General features: G+C 39.4%; 17 protein-coding genes and 1 pseudogene. 6 read left to right on the top strand and 12 right to left on the bottom strand.

The genetic code is table 11. The features are described 5' to 3' along the window. Window positions 1-85: 85 nt before the first annotated feature. The 11 genes from gcvH to FTU16_RS03425 form a co-directional block, all read right to left on the bottom strand. On the bottom strand, window positions 86-460 hold the full coding sequence (gene gcvH / locus FTU16_RS03475) for a glycine cleavage system protein GcvH (protein ID WP_180117366.1): 375 nt from the start codon (window positions 458-460) through the stop codon (window positions 86-88). A 72-nt stretch (window positions 461-532) separates the two neighbouring features. Further along, a complete protein-coding gene (locus FTU16_RS03470) occupies window positions 533-1,561 on the bottom strand; it encodes an AraC family transcriptional regulator (protein WP_078190954.1) in 1,029 nt (342 codons plus the stop codon). A gap of 150 nt (window positions 1,562-1,711) precedes the next feature. Next, window positions 1,712-2,161, bottom strand: coding sequence for a MaoC family dehydratase (locus FTU16_RS03465; RefSeq protein WP_180027119.1), 450 nt, complete (start codon window positions 2,159-2,161; stop codon window positions 1,712-1,714). Further along, window positions 2,139-4,013, bottom strand: a complete 1,875-nt coding sequence (locus tag FTU16_RS03460; protein ID WP_180160304.1) for an ABC transporter ATP-binding protein — start codon at window positions 4,011-4,013, stop codon at window positions 2,139-2,141. The genes FTU16_RS03465 and FTU16_RS03460 overlap by 23 nt, the downstream gene beginning before the upstream one ends. A 99-nt stretch (window positions 4,014-4,112) precedes the next feature. Then, the gene (locus FTU16_RS03455) at window positions 4,113-5,393 is read right to left on the bottom strand and encodes a GGDEF domain-containing protein (RefSeq protein WP_257227082.1); all 1,281 of its coding nucleotides are present in this window, start codon (window positions 5,391-5,393) and stop codon (window positions 4,113-4,115) included. 322 nt (window positions 5,394-5,715) lie between these two features. Then, window positions 5,716-6,972 carry a mechanosensitive ion channel family protein gene (locus FTU16_RS03450; RefSeq protein WP_373683880.1) on the bottom strand — a complete coding sequence of 419 codons (1,257 nt, stop codon included), beginning with the start codon at window positions 6,970-6,972 and terminating at the stop codon, window positions 5,716-5,718. A gap of 242 nt (window positions 6,973-7,214) precedes the next feature. Next, window positions 7,215-7,751 (bottom strand): DUF2058 domain-containing protein, encoded by a 537-nt coding sequence (locus FTU16_RS03445; protein WP_180085024.1) that lies wholly within the window; start codon window positions 7,749-7,751, stop codon window positions 7,215-7,217. A gap of 12 nt (window positions 7,752-7,763) precedes the next feature. Further along, window positions 7,764-8,438: a YoaK family protein gene (locus tag FTU16_RS03440; RefSeq protein ID WP_168377528.1), complete on the bottom strand. Its 675-nt coding sequence runs from the start codon at window positions 8,436-8,438 to the stop codon at window positions 7,764-7,766. Between the two features lie 34 nt (window positions 8,439-8,472). After that, window positions 8,473-9,666: a serine/threonine transporter SstT gene (sstT, locus tag FTU16_RS03435; protein ID WP_180059591.1), complete on the bottom strand. Its 1,194-nt coding sequence runs from the start codon at window positions 9,664-9,666 to the stop codon at window positions 8,473-8,475. A 204-nt stretch (window positions 9,667-9,870) separates the two neighbouring features. Continuing rightward, on the bottom strand, window positions 9,871-11,607 hold the full coding sequence (locus FTU16_RS03430) for a SulP family inorganic anion transporter (RefSeq protein WP_180082432.1): 1,737 nt from the start codon (window positions 11,605-11,607) through the stop codon (window positions 9,871-9,873). Between the two features lie 303 nt (window positions 11,608-11,910). Continuing rightward, entirely contained in the window at window positions 11,911-12,228 is a 318-nt protein-coding gene (locus FTU16_RS03425; protein WP_078193801.1) for a helix-turn-helix transcriptional regulator, read from the bottom strand. Window positions 12,229-12,510: 282 nt separating this feature from the next. Between FTU16_RS03425 and cysK the strand changes: the two genes are divergently transcribed. The 5 genes and pseudogenes from cysK to FTU16_RS03405 all read left to right on the top strand — a co-directional run bounded on the left by cysK (window position 12,511) and on the right by FTU16_RS03405 (window position 17,434). Beyond that, a complete protein-coding gene (gene cysK / locus FTU16_RS03420) occupies window positions 12,511-13,509 on the top strand; it encodes a cysteine synthase A (RefSeq protein WP_111884368.1) in 999 nt (332 codons plus the stop codon). 570 nt (window positions 13,510-14,079) lie between these two features. After that, window positions 14,080-14,241, top strand: a pseudogene (locus tag FTU16_RS16665) (cation transporter); the annotation flags it as partial. A 24-nt stretch (window positions 14,242-14,265) separates the two neighbouring features. After that, window positions 14,266-16,752, top strand: coding sequence for a copper-translocating P-type ATPase (locus tag FTU16_RS03415; RefSeq protein ID WP_373683883.1), 2,487 nt, complete (start codon window positions 14,266-14,268; stop codon window positions 16,750-16,752). Window position 16,753: 1 nt separating this feature from the next. After that, a complete protein-coding gene (cueR, locus tag FTU16_RS03410) occupies window positions 16,754-17,173 on the top strand; it encodes a Cu(I)-responsive transcriptional regulator (protein WP_180008866.1) in 420 nt (139 codons plus the stop codon). Between the two features lie 66 nt (window positions 17,174-17,239). After that, complete coding sequence (locus tag FTU16_RS03405; RefSeq protein ID WP_078190942.1) at window positions 17,240-17,434, top strand: heavy-metal-associated domain-containing protein; 195 nt, start codon at window positions 17,240-17,242, stop codon at window positions 17,432-17,434. Between the two features lie 67 nt (window positions 17,435-17,501). Here FTU16_RS03405 and FTU16_RS03400 read toward each other — a convergent pair whose 3' ends face one another. Continuing rightward, window positions 17,502-18,107: a TetR/AcrR family transcriptional regulator gene (locus tag FTU16_RS03400; RefSeq protein WP_078190941.1), complete on the bottom strand. Its 606-nt coding sequence runs from the start codon at window positions 18,105-18,107 to the stop codon at window positions 17,502-17,504. Window positions 18,108-18,711: 604 nt separating this feature from the next. Here FTU16_RS03400 and FTU16_RS03395 point away from each other — a divergent pair. Then, the gene (locus tag FTU16_RS03395) at window positions 18,712-20,490 is read left to right on the top strand and encodes an acyl-CoA dehydrogenase C-terminal domain-containing protein (protein WP_180041492.1); all 1,779 of its coding nucleotides are present in this window, start codon (window positions 18,712-18,714) and stop codon (window positions 20,488-20,490) included. Window positions 20,491-20,583 lie beyond the last annotated feature (93 nt).

The raw sequence follows: 20,583 nt of genomic DNA, 5'->3' as shown, positions 1-20,583 counted from the left end.
TGCAAATATTATATAAGGCAATTTAGCCATCTTATTGAAATAAAAAAATCAGCCTGAGGGCTGATTTTTTAGATATTATAAATATTTACAGACCAGCTTCGTATTGTTCGCTGGTCAATAAAGCATCTATATCAGCCATGTTGTCTGGTTTAATTTTATAAATCCAACCTTTGCTATAAGGCGCATCGTTTACAAAATCTGGATCATCTTCAAGGTCTGGATTGACTTCAACGACTACACCAGAAACCGGTGCATGAATATCAGAAGCGGTTTTTACCGACTCAACCACACCCGCTTGTTCGCCAGCAGTGATATGTTGACCCACATCTGGTGCTTCAACATAAACTAAATCACCCAATGCGTCTTGTGCATGATCAGAAATGCCTGTAACAACAAGGTCACCTTCAATTCGCACCCATTCATGTGTACTTGCGTACTTTAAATCTGAAGGATGATTCATTGATAACTCCTTAAATCCATTAAATTCATTTTTGGCATGAGTTATACATGCTTTTTAGGTAAAACAAAAGACTTATAAGTACGGATCTTTACGCCAATTGCTTGGGCTACGACCACTCCAGCGTTTAAATGCACGGCTGAAATTGGCAACATCGCTATAGCCCAATTCATCAGCAATTTGCTCTAAGGTAAAGTCAGTCCGTGATAGAAGCGAAGTAGCATGGCGGTAGCGAACTTCGTCGACCAAAGTTGAAAATGAAGTCCCTTCAGCAGCAAGTTGGCGTTTAAGGGTTCGATCGGACATGTGTAGCCGTTCAGCAACACTTTCGATACTTAAATAGTGCTGCTCGGAGTTGGTTAAAATGTCACGAACGCGCATGGCAATACGGTGACGTTCGCCCAAAGCGGAGAGTTCAGCTTCACATTGATTAATCGCGATTTGACTGGCAATCGGGTCTGCATGGACCAATTTATTGGTTAAATATTGCTTATCAAAACTGAGTAAAAGGTGTGGCTGATCAAATCTAAATTGGTGCCGTGGATATTTGGCAATAAACCGCTCAAAACCTTCAGGTTGAGGGAAATCAAAATCAATTTCACCAGCAGAATAATCCACACCGGTAATTGCTTTGCCCATGCTGATCATGCCAAAAATTAAGGCAATTGAAATCTCAGTACGTAAAGGCTCTATCGTAACGTCGGTTTGTAGTTGAACAGTCGCTTTGGTTCCAAAAGTCGAGAAAAAAAGCTGTAAAAAGGGCATGCGTAACTGAATAAAACGGTTTGCCAAGACTAAGGCATCGGTTATGTCCTTCGCCGTCATGATGGCATAGCCAATAAAACCATGAATCGAGATGCGCATTTGGTTGCCTAAATGAAAACCTAATGTTGGCTCACCAGTTAAACGTAGTGCGTGCTCTACCAATTGATTGGCGATGGGTGTTGGAATACGGAAATCTGGTTCAGCCAATTGTTCGCTGTTTAATCCGAAGGGACTAAATAATGTTTCTGCAGTGTAGCCCCATCGAGAGACCACATCTAAAAGGAGCAATCCATACACTCCGGGAATACCCTGATCCTGACGGGAATTAATTGTTTTCATAGCGTTCCGTTGCAATGCGGGTTTTTCTTCTGTTCTAAGGTTATATTGGCATGATTCTGTGTTGTATCCCACAAAAATTGTTGGACAAACTGACTAGGCTCAACTATTTATAGCGGCCTACCTTAGCGTTGTAAAGTAGGCCATTAAGGATTAATTCGCTTTAAATTCTTTGGAAAAGACCACAATTTTGGTCGTAGACATATAAAGAACGTCATTATGCTGATTGAGCGCTTGAGTGACATAGGTCACAATGCCGCGGTCTGTCTTACTTTTCGACGGAGTAATTGCAGATATTTCAACTTCTACACGAATTTTATCCCCCGGACGTGTTGGGCGCGGCCAACGTAGACTTGATTCAGAACCAATTAAGCCATAAGCCACAGGGAAACATTCAGTCCATAAGCGCATCGTTACAGCAGCAGTATGCCAACCACTTGCCGCAAGCCCTTGAAAGATCGGGTGCTGTTGGGCTTTGACTTCATCTGTATGAAATTCCTGAGGATCATAAGCGTTGGCAAATTGCTTGATTTCTTCAACAGTCATTTCATATTCACGACTACTAAAGTGATCACCAACTTTAAGGTCTTCCAGATACAGCATTTTCATCTTCCTTTGATTCTACTTTATGTTGTTCTATTAAAAATCCACCGGTTTGACGCTGCCACAAGTGTGCATAAATACCATTCAAAGCAACTAGCTCTTCGTGGGTGCCTTGCTCAGCAATACGTCCTTGATCCAAGACAATCAAGCGATCCATTTGCGCAATTGTTGAAAGTCGATGCGCAATGGCAATCACAGTTTTACCTTGCATCAAATCATCTAAACTCGATTGAATCGCGGCTTCGACTTCTGAATCGAGCGCACTTGTGGCTTCATCTAAAATTAAAATCGGTGCGTCTTTTAAAAATACTCGAGCAATCGCAATACGTTGACGCTGACCACCTGATAATTTTACGCCACGTTCACCGACAAATGCGTCATAGCCACGTTGGCCACGTAAATCGATCAATTGAGGAATGAATTCATCAGCTTTCGCTTTACGCACTGCATCATACATTTCTTCATCGGTTGCATTCGGGCGACCATATTTAATATTTTCTTCAACTGTACGATGCAATAACGAGGTGTCTTGGGTCACCAATGCAATATTTTTTCTTAAGCTATCTTGAGTAATATCATCTATTTTTTGGCCATCAATCGAAATACGACCATGATTGATATCGTAAAAGTGGAGTAAAAGTTGAATTAATGTTGATTTTCCGGCACCTGAACGTCCGACAATACCGATTTTTTCGCCTGGTCGAATAGTTAAATTAAATTGATCGATGACATTTTTATCATTATAAGCAAAACTGACGTCCTCAAATTTAATTTCGCCTTGCGGTACTTTTAAGTCGGTTGCATCAGCTTTATCTTGAATATGAATTGGGCGGCCCATGGTTTTCATCCCATCTTGAATGGTCCCGACATTTTCAAATAGGGCAGATGTTTGCCACATCATAAACTCGGAAATACTACTGAGTTTTAAAATCATGGCGGTCGCTGCTGCAATGACCCCAAGCTCAGCTTGACCATCCATCCAGAGCCAAACGGCTGTTCCAAGTACGCCACCATATAAAACAATGATCAGCAAATTCGTCGCGATGTTGTATTTTGCAGCAAGTCGCATTTGCTTATACACCGTCACCATAAATTCTTTCATTGAGGCTTTGGCATATTGGCTTTCACGGCCTGCATGGGCAAACAATTTCACCGTTTGAATATTGGTGTAGGCATCGGTGACACGACCAGTCATTACTGCGCGTGCATTGGCTTGTTCATTTGAAATTTTGCTCAATTTTGGGATGAAATAGCATGCAGAACCAATAAATAAAGCCAGCCAAAGTAATAATGGAACAATCAACAGTGGCGATATAGCACCTAAAATCACGGTGATCGAAATCAGGTAAATGAAGACATAGGCCAACATGTCACCAAGAATAATCCAAAACTCACGTACAGCCAGTGAAGTTTGCATGACTTTGGCAGATAAACGACCTGCAAAGTCGTTGTGGAAGAAATCTAAACTTTGTTTCAGTAATAAGTTATGAAATCTCCAACGTAGGCGCATTGGAAAGGTACTGTATAAAATCTGATGTTTAATAATAGTTTGAAGGCAAGAAAAGAAGATATTTGCCAATAAAATAAAGCTTAAAATGGTCAGATTCGTCTGGTGCTGCTGTAAAAAGGTTTCAGGTTGAGACTTACTGATCCAATTGACTAATTCACCAATTTTGGAATAAAGCAGGGCTTCAAAACTCGCTACACCAGCTGTACAGAGTACCAATAACAATAGGTATTTTTTTACACCCGTTGCAGCTTGCCATACAAAGGGGAAAAATTTTGTCGGCAATGGATTATTCAAGTCCTGTTCAGGATAAGCGTCAACTAAATTTTCAAACCATTTAAGCATGCAGATAACCTGAGAATTTTACTGTAATTAAACTTTCTTTCTTAAGCTTTGAGTGTAATGGATTCGCTGGTTTTTCTCCATTTTGATTAGTTTATTTACTTAAAAAGCTTGGCTGCAAAAATTCATAAAATTAAAATGAACAACCCGATTACGACCTTGGCGTTTTGCTTCATATAAAGCAATATCGGCCTGTTTAATTAACTGATCGAGTTTGGCGTGGTCAGGGTCAATTTTTGAAACACCAATGGAGATCGAAAATTTCACCAATTGACTATCCATATAAAACTGATGTTGTTCCATTTTATGTCTTAACCGTTCAGCAATTTTTAATGCATCTTCTGGGACGGTAAAAGGCAAAAGTACAATAAATTCTTCACCCCCGAAACGCGCCAACATATCGTAAAACCGCATTTCTTTACGCGCAATTTCAGCAATTTGGCATAGCACTTGGTCGCCGACATCATGTCCGTATTGATCATTAATCGCTTTAAAATGATCGACATCAAAAATCAAAAGACTGGTACAGACCGTCATTGGGGTTTCTTGGATTTTTTTATTGGCAGCATGTACAAATTGGCGACGATTGCTTAACTGGGTTAATTCATCCGTATGGGCAATTTTGCGCAGGGTATGAAAGTTCCAGTCATCTAGCAGCGCTCTTAGAAACGTTTTACGAGAGTTGAGCGTAGAGTTCCAGCAGATATACATACTGAACAGCAGCACAGGAACGTACACCAATAAAAATATTGTAAAATCACCAAAATCATTAATGCGCCATGCGCCAAAAAGGATCGCTGCCGTGATCATGGCTGAGGTCATAATCGAAGGGCGAAAATGCACATGAATACTTAAATTACCCAATACGATCAAAATAATGGCGGCATATTGATAGCTATGAACCAGTTCATTTTTCGACTGAAGTAATATCTCAAACCAGAGGATTGCAGAAAGGCAAGTCGCTAGTGGTAATATTAAATCGAGCAATTTAATCTGTTTGATATATTTAAACAGAACATAGTTCAGGCTAAATGCACCAATAATAGCAATGATACGAATCACACCTGACAGTACTTCTATGTCAGGCAGAACATAGCGATCTGCCCAAAAATAGATTAAAAATGCCAATTGAGCGAAATAGTTGACCTGCTTTAAATAGTCTTTCTGGTTGTAGTACAAAAATTTGTAATAAGCATTTTTAAACTGTGCCGGGATACGTGCAATCGGGTCGGATAAAGCACGCTCAATACGGACACGATTCTCTAGGTCACATGCTTCTGCCTGTATGAGCGTATGTTTGGTAGAAGTGCGATTCATCGATTCTATGAGTAATTGTGATTCGTTTTTAACTGATTTCCGAGAAGGTTGATTGGGGCCTTCCATGATCAAGTTCCTATTTTAGAAGCGTTTTTATGCAACTGTTAACAAATAGTATCTAAAATTGTCTACATTTGTATAGTATTTGTTCTGGTTTTTTTTAATTATCTTTAGCTGTTCAGGATGAAATATATTTTTAAGCAATTATTCGGTCAGCGCATATATCTGGTTCGCTCACATTCATAACCTAGCATGATCAAAAAGCACTAGCGGAAGTTGAATAGGTCTAAAAGACAATGCTCCCAATATATATTCAATCGACATTGTGAATTCTTTAACCCAAAGAATTTCTTCTTCGAATATACATGGGGAGTTGCGCAATTAAGTCTTAGCTTTTATCGACATTTGGTTGAACGAGGGCTTTAAAATCGGCACTAGAAGGGGCTTGATAGATTTTAAGTCCAAACTCAGGTGTGATTGCGATCAGATGGTCAAAGATATCCGATTGAATCGCTTCATAATCTTTCCATGCAATAGTTTTACTAAAAGCATAAATCTCTAAAGGAATGCCTTCACTCGTGGGTTGTAACTGACGCACCAAAATCGTTTGGTGTTGGGCAATGCCTGAATGCTGTTGTAAATAAAATTCTACATAGGCACGAAAGGTCCCAAGATTGGTTAAACGGCGCTGATTATATTGCGACTGATTGGAAAGTTGCTGATTAAACTGAGCAAGCTCTTCATGCTTATGATCAAGATATTGATCTAGTAATAAAAATTCTTTGAGTTTGTTTTGCTCATCCTGAGTCATAAAATGAATAGAGCTTTGATCGATATAAAGTGAGCGTTTGATGCGGCGTACACCGGACTGTGCCATACCACGCCAGTTTTTAAAGGTGTCTGTCACCAGTTTATTGGTTGGAATCGTGGTAAAGGTCTTATCAAAGTTCTGTACAGTAATGGTATGTAATGACATATCAATGACATCGCCATCCGCATTGAGCGAGGGCATTTCAATCCAGTCACCAATTCGCACCATATCATAAGAAGAAATTTGTACCGAAGCGACCAGTGACAAAATGGTATTTTGGAAGACCAACATCAGTACAGCCGCCATAGCACCAAAGCCTGCGAGTAATGTAAATACATCTTTTTTCAGAAAAGTACCTAAGATCATTAGGCCACAAACCAAAAAAATGATCAATTTGACCAACTGCAAATAGCCTTTAATTGGTTTGTTTCTTGATTTCGGATTACGTTGATAAATCAGATTAAAAATATTCAGTAATTCAGAAATGGCTAAAGCAATGGTCAGGAAGATAAAGGCCTGACAGGCCATTTGCACGATTGAGATAAATTTCACAGATAAATGTGGGACTGTAGTTATGCCATTTAAGATCACAATTGCTGGAACAATGTTAGCAAAGCGTTTAATCACACTATGTTCTGACAAAATTTGACTATGGCTAAAGGCCATTTTAGATACGAGCTTTCGAATACCACGCACCACAATTTGCTTGGCGATAAAATTTGCAATAATGGCAAAAACAATAATGAGACTGAGCGAAGTCAGCATTTCTAGCCAAGGGTATTGATCTGACCAATCTTGAATATTTTTAATGAACTGAATTTTTTCCAAAATCATCCTACTCTTATTGATGTAAATGCAAGGGTTAATGATCAAACTATTGTAATTATGATGCTTATTTAAGCAATTTTATACTCGAAAACTTTACGGAGTTACGACATGTATAGTCCATAATGTTACTTATTGGGTGCAAAGGAATGATTTTTTGAAGGTATAACTAATTTCATGGACTGAAATGGATGAACGTTGAGCTAAAAAAAAGCTCCCAAATTGGGAGCTTCATTGGCGATTTGAAGTGCTTACCACATTAAATCATCAGGAATCACATAAGCTGCATACGGATCTTCTTCATCCGTGGTTTGCTCATTGACTTCAGAATTATTCACAATGATAAAGCCTTCCATTTTTGCATTAATACGGTCGGCTAAAGCTTTTGGAAGAAAGGCATAATTTGCATTTTCACGTGCAATCACCAAACTGCCAGCAACAAGGGCATTATAAATTTGCTGATTGATATAAAGCTTTTTGATCTTCGCATCATCAATAAATTGATAGGTCGATTCACCATCGGTATCACGAATTTTATGCTGATTAATCATTTGCATGATGGCAGCTTTCAATTCTTTTTCATGTAATAGCGCTTTTTTACTTTGTTCTAAAGCCTGATCTTTGGCCATTTTCTGTTGCTGATCTTGCTCAATTTTCGCTTTGATTTCAGCATCTTTACTTTCACCAGTACGTTTTTCATGTACGGCTTGTTTAGACAATTTTTTTGCCTTTTTATTATCGACCAGACCTGCTTTAAGCAGTTGCGCCTGTAATGCATTTTTAACCATAGTACGTTCCAACTAATCGTGTATATGTCGATAATGAAAATAGATGATCCAATATACTGCGCTCATAACTACACTGAGTGCGGCAGGAATTAGGAATGCGTTTAATTTTAAATAAGGATAAAGCCAACTGGCAAGTATGCCACCAACGATAAATCCAACCAAAATTAATACATGTAAAACCACACGTTTAGACTCAACAGGCAATCCGCGAGCTTTATAGCCCAAAGCTAAACCTAAGTCCGTCAAAACACCAGAGAGATGTGTGGTACGAATAATGGTACCTTTATAGTGGCTGACCATTGCATTTTGTACACCCATCGCCACGCATGCCCAAAGCAAAGCGTAACGTGGAAAATAGGGCAATATCATCCAACACAGGACAATAAAAAAAGCCACTAAGCTTAATGGGACGCCATAACGTCGCGTTAAGCTAAAGTGACTATTTCCTAGAATTAGCCCACTATAAAATGAGCCAATCACATAACAGAGCAACACTAAAATCAAATAAATAATTGTAGCCGGCTGCCATGCAATTAAAGCCATGGCTAACATACTGACATTACCCGTCATGTGAGATACCGACTGGTGCAAGATCGTCACCAGGCCGAGTACATTAATCATTCCTGCATTCACTGCGAGAAAAAAAGCACCCAGTTGTATCCAAAGCGGTAAAGTCTGAAAAGGCATGGCCTCGCCTTAAAAAGTATCCAATATCAGGATATTATCTTAAACCACGGTCGACTGCAGCTGTAAATAATACGTCAGTCGAAGAGTTTAAAGCTGTTTCAGTTGAATCTTGAAGTACGCTAATAACCATACCAATGGCAACAACTTGCATCGCGATATCACTTGAAATACCAAACAGGCCACAAGCCACTGGAATAAGCAGCAATGAACCACCAGCAACACCTGAAGCACCACATGCAGAAACGGTAGCAACGACTGATAAAATCAACATTGTGCTGAAATCAACAGAAATGCCCAAAGTATGAACTGCTGCTAGTGTGAGGACTGTAATTGTGACCGATGCACCTGCCATATTGACAGTTGCACCTAAAGGAATCGCTACGCTTGCAGTTGACTCTGGTACACCAAGACGCTTTGCAAGGTCTAAGTTAACTGGAATGTTTGCAGCGGAACTACGTGTAAAGAATGCAGTGATACCACTTTCACGTAAACATTGGAAAACCAATGGGAACGGATTTGAGCGGGTCATAAATGCCACCATTAGTGGATTGATGACCAAGGCAACAAAGAACATGGTACCAATTAAGACCGCAAGTAAGTGTGCATAGCTGATCAGTGTTTTCAAACCTGAGTCGGCAAATGTAACAGCAACCAAACCAAAGATACCGACAGGTGCAAAGTTAATCACTAAACGGATTACTTTATTCACCGCATCAGCAGCATCGGATAAGAAAACTTTAGTGGTATCTGATGCATGGCGAAATGCAATACCCAAGGCAACAGCCCAAGCTAAAATTCCAATGAAATTTGCTTCTGAAATGGCTGTAACAGGGTTTGCGACAAAACTTAATAATAAGTTTTTCAATATTTCAGCAAGACTGCCTGGCGGAACAAGATTTTCTGCAGCAACATCCAAAATTAATGTAATTGGGAATAAAAGGCTTGCTACTACTGAACTTAAAGCAGCAAGGAACATACCAATAGCGTACATCAACATAATCGGTTTAATGTAAGAATTACTGCTGCCCACTTTGAAATTTGCAATGGATGACAGTACAAGTACAAAGACCAGTATCGGTGCTACGGATTTCAATGCCTTAATGAATAAATCACCAAGCAAACTTAAATAGGGTGCAACGCCCGGAGCGACGACAGCAACCAATACACCTAAAATAATGGCGATAATAATTCGGGTTACTAAACTCAAGCGTGTAAATGCTGAAAACATAGGAGAGCCTTGTCAGAATTACAATGACAAAATGATGAAAATTAGCCCTGTATTTTATACGAAAATGTGGAATGCTTAAAAAATAATTTAATTTAAAAATAAACCTTTGTTTTTTATAATATATTTTTGTGTATTAAAATGTAAACCCTTCAAAACTCACTGTTTATCAAATTCGCATTGATTAAACAGTGAGCTAATAGGCCTTTAAATTTGGTACTCAGAACTGGCTGTCGCAAGCTCTGTAACGGCTTGATAGTGGGTGAGAAAAATTTGACCACTCAAATGAGTGAGTAATTTTGAGTGCTGCAATTTGTCCATGACAGGGCCTTTGACCTCGGAAAAATGCAGTCGAATATCTAATTTTGATAATTCAGCATTTAAATCTTCCAACATTTCCAAGGCACTTAAGTCAATTGAGCTGACGCTTGAGCAATTGATAACAACATGCTCTAGGTCAATATTTTGACTGACTTCATTGATCAGGAAACCTTTAAGCGTATTGGCATTTAAAAACGAGATATTTTCATCTATACGGAGCGAGAGAATATGTGGTGCGGTATAGACATGATGGCGCTGTACATTGCGGAAGTGCTGTGTGCCCTCGACTAAACCGATCACCGCAATATGTGGACGACTGATGCGCCATAACAACAGAATAAAGGTAGAAATGATGCCAATAATGAGACCTGTAGAAATATCGATACACACCACACCGAAAAAGGTCACCCACATCGCAATCCCGTCAGCTTTTGAATAACGCCATGTATCCACAAAAGGTTTAAAGTCGACTAATTTCCAAATGGAAACAATAATTGTGGCCGCCAAGATCACTAAAGGTAAGTCTTGGAAAAAACCAGTGAAGTAGAGACTGACAACGATAATCAGCAATGACGACAACACGCCAGCCATCGGGGTTTTTGCACCTGCATCTGCATTAACCACTGTACGAGATAAGCTACCTGTCACAGGAAAGGCAGAGCTAACACCTGCGCTTAGATTGGCTAAACCTAAAGCGATCAACTCTTGGTTACTATTGAGTTGGCTGCGTTGTTGTAAGGCAGTGGCTTGGGCGATAGACAGTGACTCAACAAAACTGATCATGGCAATCATTGTTGCACCGGGCAGTAAGGTTTGTACCAGTTCCCAGTTCCAATGTGGAAAGCTTAAGGGTGGAAATCCTGAAGGAATTTCACCGACGGTTTTAATCCCGACATTTTGCAGGTCAAATAACATCACCGATGCAATCGAGATCACCACTAGTATCAATGGAAGTGCTTTACTTAGAAAGGCAGTAGAGCCGAATCGAGATTGGATCGATTGAGTCGCCAATATTTTCGGCACATAGATTAAAAACAGTATGGCCAGCACACCAAAGATGAGTGAAGCAAAGTGAGTTAAACTCAGGTATTCCCACAGACTCAAAACAAATTCAGGGATGTTGTTGGCTTTTAGCGGGACATCGACGAGAAACTTAAACTGACCTAGTGCAATGAGCAGAGCCGAAGCAATAATGAAGCTTTTAATTACTGGATGACTGATCAACTGAATTAAAAAACCGAAACGTAATACACCTAGCAGCAGAGAAATCAGCCCGACCATTAAGGCCAAAAGTGTCGCTGCTTCAATATAAACAGGCGAACCGACTTCAAATAGTGGATTGAGCGTGGCGAAGGTCATCATCGAAATGATTGCCACAGGGCCTATCGATAAGGTTGAGCTTCCACCAATGAGGGCGTAAACAATCATCGGTAAAATACTGGCATATAAACCCATGATTGGAGGTAAACCTGCCAGCATGGAATAGGCCATACCTTGAGGAACCAACATGGCAATCACGATCAGCGAAGCAAGTACATCAGATTTAAATTTCACGGGGCTGTAGTGTTGTAACCACTGCCAAGCAGGAAATTTCTGTAAGAAATGGGGTTTTAAATCTGACATAAATTTATCTAAATCACAATTTCATATATATTATGCATAAAAAATGCTAAGAAGTCTTGTGCAATAAATTTTGACCGTACAATATTGCAGGAAATTTAAGGGGATATTTAAGAAGCCATCATTTTAAATGAATTAATGAAAAGTATGCGCTGATTTAAAGCTTTGGATATTCGAAATAGATATTGATATTTAAAAGAAGTCTGGAGGGTAAATTGAGATATTGAATTGCTGTCCATTGCGATAATTCATCTATAGTGGTGCAAGAACAGCATGCCTGGCTTGAAATTTTAAAATAACTGAATGTTATTTATAAGATTGGTTGCAATACAATTGGTAAAGAGTATTGAGAACTTGAACTAAATTTGCATCTTTAATTGAATAATAAATTTGCTTTCCATCACGACGCGTGGTCACAACATCACTTTTGCGTAACATCATCAGTTGTTGTGAGAGGGTTGGCTGTTTAATATCAGTGATTTCTTCAATCTGAGACACATTCAATTCTTGCTGTGCTAGATGACATAAAATTAGTAGACGATCCGTATTTGCCAGCGACTTTAAAACGCCCACGACTAATTCGGCAGAATCACGCATAGTAGTGATTTCCAGATCGGTATTCATTGGATATGTCCATACGATTAACAACAGCTCAAGTATACGGATATCACGGCTTAATACATTGAATAAATAAGACAATTTCTATGGTTTTTTATGAAATCAAATATCATTAATTTTTATAAGTTTAAATTTAGTTAATCAGTTAAATTTATTGCTTGATTTTAGTGCAAGCTTTCACAAAATGCACATAAATATAAGACATTAGCTTAAAAAATCATGCACACTTTGAAAATAATTGTATCATCTAAAGATCGTATTCAATAAATACACAAGGGATAAATAGTCATGACAACAGATTCAGCTTTTCCAGCAACGAGTAATTTAGGTATCGCAGTATATAGTAATAACGCTGAAGCGATTGGTAATACACCTTTAGTTCGTATTAATCGTGCGATTCAGTCAGAAGCAACGGTCTTGGCTAAAGTTGAAAGCCGTAACCCAGCATTTTCAGTGAAATGTCGTGTAGGTGCAGCTCTCATTGCAGATGCAGAAGAAAAAGGTTTATTAAAACCGGGTATGCATATTGTAGAACCTACAAGTGGTAATACAGGGATTGCTTTGGCATTTGTTGCAGCAGCGAAAGGTTATGCAATTACATTAACCATGCCAGCAAGTATGAGTATCGAACGCCGTAAGGTGTTGAAGTCTTTTGGTGCAAATCTCGTATTGACTGAACCTGCTAAAGGCATGAAAGGTGCGGTCGAAGAAGCACAGCGCCTCGTTGCCGAACATCCTGAAACGTATTATTTACCACAACAGTTTGAAAACCCTGCAAACCCTAAAATTCATGAATTGACCACAGGCCCAGAAATTTGGGAAGCAACTGGTGGTAAAGTGGATATTTTAGTATCGGGTGTAGGTACAGGTGGTACGATTTCTGGCATTTCAAGTTATTTTGAAAAAGTGAAAAATCAGCCGCTTTATTCTGTTGCGGTAGAACCGGCTGAATCTCCGATTATCGCCCAAGCAAAAAAAGGCGAAACACTGACTCCTGGGCCACATAAAATTCAGGGGATTGGCGCTAACTTTATTCCGGGTAACTTAGATCTAGACCTTGTTGATGAAGTGATCGGTATTGAAAGTGCTGAAGCAATTGAGTGGGCACGTAAAACGGCTACTCACGACGGTATTTTAGTGGGTATCTCTAGTGGTGCGGCAATGGCTGCTGCGGCAAAACTTGCTGCACGTCCTGAGAATGCAGGCAAAACCATTGTGGTTATTTTACCGGATGGTGGTGAACGTTACCTTTCTTCCGTTTTATTTGAAGATATTAGTGCTGACTAATAGTTCTGACATGAAAAAAGCCCATTCATTTGAATGGGCTTTTTTATTGATGATTTTGCTATTTGTACGTGTCTTAAGCCGCGTCTTGATCATCGTTTTTGGGATTTTGTTGTTTAATTTTTCGTTTAGGCGGTTCATGTCCTAACTTTCGAGCGATGTATTTAAACAGGAAGCCTAAGAGTATGCATATCGTGACAGCAGGGATAACCACTTGAGTGAGCCAAACATCAATATGATCTAGACTCCAACTTAAAATTAAAAATAAAAAAGCACACAAATATGCGCAGTTAAAGCAAATGTTCGACAGTTTGTACATGCGAAAGAGAGTAATTCGTTTGGTGGTCACGAATCTCTATCTTACTGAATAATGAGGAAATGTGTAGTTTTAATATCAGAAAAATAAACTAATTGAATAATCATTATTCAATATTATTGATTATGTTTTTAAATCTTCGCAATTCTTTATACCTTAAAGAAAAGCCTTGCTGTGAGCCAGAAAAACTTGACCTTCCCATTATGGTAAAGTTTAAGCTATAAGCTAAAACAAGCACATATAATTGGGATGTTGCCATGACAGATTCGACAGAACGCAAACTTTTTGACGGCACACTTGCTATTGAAGGGATGACCTGTGCTTCTTGTGTGGCACGGGTCGAAAAAGCCTTAAAAAAAGTCGATGGCATCACTGATGCTCAAGTGAATTTAGCCACTGAAATAGCACATGTTCAGAGTGATAAAAGTGTGGATTATCCGGCGGTGATTCAGGCTGTTAAAAAGGCCGGTTTTGGCGTTGCACAAAAGCAGCTTGAACTTGAAATTGAAGGGATGACTTGCGCATCGTGTGTTGCACGTGTTGAAAAAGCCTTAAAGATAGTTCCAGAAGTCATCGATGCAAAAGTGAATTTGGCAACTGAAAAAGCCACGATTACGGCATTGGCATCTGTTGAAAATTCTGCATTGGCGAAGTCTGTAGAAAAAGCAGGTTTTCATATTGCACAGCCCAATATTGAATTAAATATTGATGGAATGACCTGTGCTTCATGTGTGGCACGGGTTGAAAAAGCCTTAAACGCTGTAGACGGTGTCAATAAAGCAACGGTAAATTTAGCCAGTGAAAAAGCCTTTGTTCAGGCTCCCGCTTCAAAAACACAAGAATTGATCGCGGCAGTTAAAAAAGCGGGATACAGTGCTAGCATTGCTACGCAGCAACAACCGACAATGGCAGAAAAAAAAGCCGACGAAGCTCGGTTACTCAAACGTGATTTAATCATCGCATTGGTACTCGCTGTTCCTGTTTTTATCTTGGAGATGGGATCACACATGATTCCAGCTTTTCATCATTTTATTGCGCATAATTTAGGGACACAAAATAGTTGGTATATTCAGTTTATATTAACCACTTTGGTGTTAATCCTACCCGGAAGACGCTTTTATCAGCACGGCATACCAGCACTTGCGCGACTTGCCCCGGATATGAATTCTTTGGTCGCAGTCGGGACTTTATCTGCTTATAGTTTTTCTTGTGTTGCAACATTTGCTCCGCAATTATTACCGCAAGGTACGGTTCATGTGTACTTTGAAGCAGCCGCAGTAATTGTGGCGTTGATTCTTTTGGGTCGTTTTATGGAGGCGAAAGCCAAAGGTAAAACATCGCAAGCTATTCAATACTTAGTCGGCATGCAACCCAAAACAGCACGTGTAGAGCAATCTGGTACCTTTATAGATTTACCGATTAGTGATGTTGAAACAGGCATGCTGATTGAAATAAGGCCTGGTGAACGTTGTCCGGTCGATGGTACTGTGGTGTCTGGGAATAGTTATATTGATGAATCGATGATCAGTGGAGAGCCGATTCCTGTCGAGAAAAAAGCCGGTGATCAAGTCGTCGGTGGAACGATTAACCAAAATGGGGCCTTGAAAATACAAGCCACTGCTGTGGGTCAAGATTCTGTTTTGGCACAAATTATCCATATGGTCGAACAGGCTCAGGGTTCAAAATTACCAATTCAAGCTTTGGTGGATAAAATCACGTTATGGTTTGTACCAGTGGTGATGGCGTTGGCCTTGATCACCTTTTTAGTTTGGTATGTTATAGGACCTGAACCGAGTTTAACCTATGCTTTAGTCAATGCTGTAGCAGTTCTGATCATCGCATGTCCATGTGCAATGGGTTTGGCAACGCCAACGTCTATTATGGTCGGTACAGGTCGAGGTGCAGAGCTTGGAGTTTTATTCCGTAAAGGTGAAGCTTTACAACAACTCAAAAATACACAAGTGGTTGCAGTTGATAAAACAGGGACATTGACGGAAGGTAAACCGAAACTAACTGATTTTGAAGTCACTGAAGCTTTTGATAAAGATCGCGTATTTCAGTTATTGGCCTCTGTAGAGCAGAAATCTGAGCATCCGATTGCCTATGCCATCGTTCACGCTGCAAAAGAGATGCAAGTGCAACTTTTAGAGGTTGAACAGTTTGACTCCGTGACTGGTGCTGGGATTCAGGCGGTTGTTGAAGGACAAAGCATTTATATTGGTGCAGATCATTTGATGCATAAACTCGGTTTAGAAACACAAGTCTTTTCAGCATTTGCAGAACGCATGGGCAATGAAGGGAAAACCCCGCTCTATGTATCGATCGATCAACAGCTTGCTGCCATTGTTGCTGTTGCCGACCCGATCAAAGCCACAACCTTTACAGCCATTCAAGCTTTGCATGATTTAGGACTGAAAGTGGCTATGATTACAGGTGACAACCGACACACTGCCACTGCCATAGCACGACAGTTGAAGATTGATCATGTGATCGCTGAAGTAATGCCAGACCAAAAAGTGCAATCTGTACAACAGTTGCAAAAAGAACATGGTGTTGTTTGTTTTGTCGGCGATGGTATTAATGATGCGCCTGCACTTGCGCAAGCAGATGTGGGCATGGCGATTGGTACAGGGACAGATGTGGCGATAGAGGCTGCGGACGTTGTGCTCATGTCGGGTAATTTACAAATGGTGCCGACAGCAATCGCACTGAGCACAGCGACGATGAATAATATTCGCCAAAACCTATTTTGGGCATTTATTTACAATGCAGCATTGATTTCTGTCGCTGCAGGTGTGTTATATCCATTCTTTGGCATATTGCTTTCACCTATGTTAGCAGCAGGTGCAATGGCACTTTCATCGGTGTTTGTTGTGTCGAATGCCTTACGTTTAAAAGCATTTAAAGGGCCAGTTTTTCAGGAGTCTTGAGATGAATATTGGACAAGCAGCAAAAGCTTCGGGCATTTCTGCAAAAATGATCCGCTATTATGAATCGATTGGGCTGTTAAATAATGCGCAGCGCACTGATGCAGGCTATCGAATTTATTCAGAAGCCGATATTAAAACCTTGAGTTTCTTAAGACATGCGCGCGATTTGGGTTTTTCTTCTGAACAAATGAAAGATTTACTTGGGCTTTGGAAAAATCAAAGTCGGCAAAGTGTAGAAGTTAAAGCATTGGCGTTAAAACATATCCAGACCTTAAATCAAAAAATCGCAGACTTACAGGCCATGGTTGAGATCTTGCAACAGTCTGTCGATGGGTGTGCCGGTAATGATCAAGCCGACTGTACGATTTTAAATCAAATTGAAACAGGCATGGCTGAGTGCTGCCATACAGCAAAGAATTAAACTCGCTTGACCTTACAATCGTGGCAAGGTTTATAGTATTGATATTAGAAAAGAAGGATGAATATCATGAAATTTCGTATTGATAATATGACATGTGGTGGTTGCGCACGTAGCGTGACAGCAACGATTAAAGACTTAGATGAAAATGCAACGGTTACTATTGATGTAGCAACAAAATTAGTTGACGTTGAATCTAGTGCTAGTGCAGAGCAATTGATTAGCGCTTTAACCGAAGATGGTTTCCCACCTGTGATTGCATAACTTAGATATTGTCTAATGTATAAAAAAAGCCGAACAATTGTTCGGCTTTTTTATTTATAAATCAATTTTATACGGCTGAAATTTTATCTGGCGTCATCAGCGCCTGATTAATATATAGCTTGATTAAACGTTCACGTGAACCGATTGATTTTTGATAATGCGTTGAATTGAGGAGTAGGGACGCACCATAAGTGACAGTCCAAATATAGGATAAATAATCACGAATCGACATTGCGCTTTCAAGTGATTTTAAATAATCACTGGTCATGTCCTTAATTTCAATAATACGTTCTTCCCGAACACGATAGAGCTCTTCAAATAACTCTTTTAATTTACGTTCATTATTGGTTAGACGTTCTTCAATGACATGTAATAATATAGTTCTATTAGAATTCAACATATTATAAAGCATATATTGTGAAACATAAGTTTTAATATCGTGATTATATTTTTTTGAAATTTCTAATAATCGTTTTTCATTTAAAATAATAAGTTCTAAATATAATTGGTTTTTACTTTTAAAATGTTTATAAATCGTGCCTTTGGCAATATCTAGTTCACAAGCTAACTCACTTAAGGTGATGTCTTGATTATTATCTAATAGCAGGGTTTCTGCCATGGCTAAAATTTTTTCCTTGCGAAGGATAAAATTTTGTTGGCGTACTGAACTCATGATACCTGTTCCATAAACAGCTTGATGGTGAACAAGCCTAGCTTAAGCTAAATCTTGTGAATCTTACATTCCACTATGGTCTCAAATATTACATAAATTGGTTAAAAATAAACACATTAGTAGAGTGCGTAAAGCATATAGAATTCATAGCATAAAATTAATGTCAATAAAACTGAACCCTTGAGGTCATTTTTTTGAAATAAAATTCCATTTTTATTTTTTTTAATTTATTGTCTTTTCGCTTTTACAACAAAAGCAGCATTTAACAAAACGGTCTTGGTTGTTATGTTATTAATACAACCTAAATTAAACATGATTATAGGTACTATTATGTTTGGTTTTAATCAATTACCAATTATAAATTTAGTCAATTCAATAAATTTATTTAATTGTAATAAAATAATGCTGCTCAAAATATCAGGTGGTTATTTTCCACTTGTCGGTAAAAACACATTATCTATATTCTTTTTAGATATCTATCTGAAAAAACAGATCTTTAAAAAATCCACACAAAATTGATTTGATGATTTTGTGCGGGAGCGTGCAACTTTAAAAAAGTACTTTGTCAAAGACGCTGACAAAGCCTGTAGAAAAGGAAAGTACAATGCCAATATACAATGCGCCGTTAAAGGACATGGACTTCATCTTAAATGATGTATTCAATGCAGATGAGTTCTGGCAGTCAAATGAAAACTTAGCTCATATTGATATGGCGACTGCAAATGCCATTTTAGAAGAAATGGCTAAGTTTTCTAAAAACGTTATTCTAGACTTGAACCGTACTGCAGATGAAGAAGGTGGTGCGCAGTTTAGTAATGGTGTTGTTACTACGCCTACAGGGTTTAAAGACGCTTTTAAACAATTCGCTGAAGGTGGTTGGGTGGGTTTAGGCGCTTCTGAAGAATGGGGCGGCCAAAACATGCCGAAAATGTTGACAGTACTTGCTGACGAAATGATTTGGAGTACCAATCCATCATTTATGTTGTATCCACTACTGACTGTGGGTGCAGGTATGGCGATTAATGACCGTGCTTCGCAAGAGCAAAAAGAAACCTATCTTCCAAAATTTTATACGGGTGAATGGTCAGGCACTATGTGTTTAACTGAACCACATTCAGGGACTGATTTGGGGATCATTAAAACCAAAGCAGAGCCGAATGAAGATGGTTCATTTAATATTACAGGCACGAAAATTTTCATCACCAGTGGTGAACATGATCTGTGTGAAAACATCATCCATCTTGTGTTAGCAAAAACGCCAAATGCACCTGCGGGTTCACGTGGTATTTCATTGTTTATCGTTCCAAAATTCCATGTCAATGCCGATGGCTCAGTCGGTGAACGTAATGCTGTTTCAGCGGGTTCAATTGAACACAAGATGGGTATTAAAGGTTCTGCAACGTGTGTTATGAACTTCGATGGTGCCAAAGGTTATATCGTTGGTAAAGAAAACGAAGGTCTTGCGGCGATGTTTGTCATGATGAACTACGAACGTTTATCGATGGGTATCCAAGGGATTGGCGCAGCAGAATTTGCTTACCAAAATGCTGCACAGTATGCGACTGATCGTCTACAAGGTCGTTCTGCGACAGGTGTGAAATCTCCTGAAAAACCAGCAGACTCTATTTTAGTACATGGTGATGTACGTCGTATGTTGTTGAATGTACGCGCCAACAACGAAGCATCTCGTGCATTTGCTGTGTATGTTGGCCAGCAACTGGATATTACAAAATATTCAACTGACGAAGCTGCAGTGAAAAAAGCCAATGACCGCGTGGCTTTATTGACACCTATTGCAAAAGCCTACCTAACAGATACAGCCCTACAAGCTACTTTAGAAGCGCAAATGTGCTTTGGTGGTCATGGCTATATCCGTGAATGGGGTATGGAGCAATGCATTCGTGACTTACGTATTTCACAGATTTACGAAGGCACAAATGGCGTACAAGCGATTGATTTAATTGGACGCAAAACCACGAAATGTAATGGTGCATTTATTGCCGAATACATTGCTGAAATTCGTGACTTTGCTGCAACCATGGCTGATTCAAAAGTTAAATCTGCAGCATTGCAAGTTTCTGACGAAGTTGAAGCATTAACGCAATTCATTGTAGAACAATCTAAGACCACCCCAGACTTTAGCAGTTCGGTGGCAGTCGATTACCTGCACGCTGTTGGTTTACTCAGCTTCGTTTATATGTTTGCGCGTATTAGCAAAGCTGCGGCTGCAAAACCAGAGAGCTTCTTCCAAAACAAACTGGTACTCGCAGATTTCTATGTTGAGAAAGTTCTACCTGACCTTGCTGCCCGTGCTCAACGCATTAAAGCAGGTTCTGAACTTATCATGCAGCTATCTGAAGAATACTTCACCGCTCAATCTTAAGGTTTCATCGAAACCACTGTGAAAAACATTAAGATGGAAAATCTGAGGAACCAGTCATGGTTCCTTGGGGTTAAAAGATTTAAAACAGGATGA

This window comes from Acinetobacter sp. YH12069 (assembly GCF_013419675.1).
Lineage (GTDB): Bacteria > Pseudomonadota > Gammaproteobacteria > Pseudomonadales > Moraxellaceae > Acinetobacter > Acinetobacter amyesii.
This window is presented reverse-complemented; position numbering and strand designations above follow the sequence as displayed.

Bases quoted from the DNA above. Each gene is read 5' to 3' on its own strand.
- gcvH (WP_180117366.1), bottom strand. From the start codon at position 460: ATGAATCATCCTTCAGATTTAAAGTACGCAAGTACACATGAATGGGTG.
- FTU16_RS03470 (WP_078190954.1), bottom strand. From the start codon at position 1,561: ATGAAAACAATTAATTCCCGTCAGGATCAGGGTATTCCCGGAGTGTAT.
- FTU16_RS03465 (WP_180027119.1), bottom strand. From the start codon at position 2,161: ATGCTGTATCTGGAAGACCTTAAAGTTGGTGATCACTTTAGTAGTCGT.
- FTU16_RS03460 (WP_180160304.1), bottom strand. From the start codon at position 4,013: ATGCTTAAATGGTTTGAAAATTTAGTTGACGCTTATCCTGAACAGGAC.
- FTU16_RS03455 (WP_257227082.1), bottom strand. From the start codon at position 5,393: ATGGAAGGCCCCAATCAACCTTCTCGGAAATCAGTTAAAAACGAATCA.
- FTU16_RS03450 (WP_373683880.1), bottom strand. From the start codon at position 6,972: ATGATTTTGGAAAAAATTCAGTTCATTAAAAATATTCAAGATTGGTCA.
- FTU16_RS03445 (WP_180085024.1), bottom strand. From the start codon at position 7,751: ATGGTTAAAAATGCATTACAGGCGCAACTGCTTAAAGCAGGTCTGGTC.
- FTU16_RS03440 (WP_168377528.1), bottom strand. From the start codon at position 8,438: ATGCCTTTTCAGACTTTACCGCTTTGGATACAACTGGGTGCTTTTTTT.
- sstT (WP_180059591.1), bottom strand. From the start codon at position 9,666: ATGTTTTCAGCATTTACACGCTTGAGTTTAGTAACCCGAATTATTATC.
- FTU16_RS03430 (WP_180082432.1), bottom strand. From the start codon at position 11,607: ATGTCAGATTTAAAACCCCATTTCTTACAGAAATTTCCTGCTTGGCAG.
- FTU16_RS03425 (WP_078193801.1), bottom strand. From the start codon at position 12,228: ATGAATACCGATCTGGAAATCACTACTATGCGTGATTCTGCCGAATTA.
- cysK (WP_111884368.1), top strand. From the start codon at position 12,511: ATGACAACAGATTCAGCTTTTCCAGCAACGAGTAATTTAGGTATCGCA.
- cueR (WP_180008866.1), top strand. From the start codon at position 16,754: ATGAATATTGGACAAGCAGCAAAAGCTTCGGGCATTTCTGCAAAAATG.
- FTU16_RS03405 (WP_078190942.1), top strand. From the start codon at position 17,240: ATGAAATTTCGTATTGATAATATGACATGTGGTGGTTGCGCACGTAGC.
- FTU16_RS03400 (WP_078190941.1), bottom strand. From the start codon at position 18,107: ATGAGTTCAGTACGCCAACAAAATTTTATCCTTCGCAAGGAAAAAATT.
- FTU16_RS03395 (WP_180041492.1), top strand. From the start codon at position 18,712: ATGCCAATATACAATGCGCCGTTAAAGGACATGGACTTCATCTTAAAT.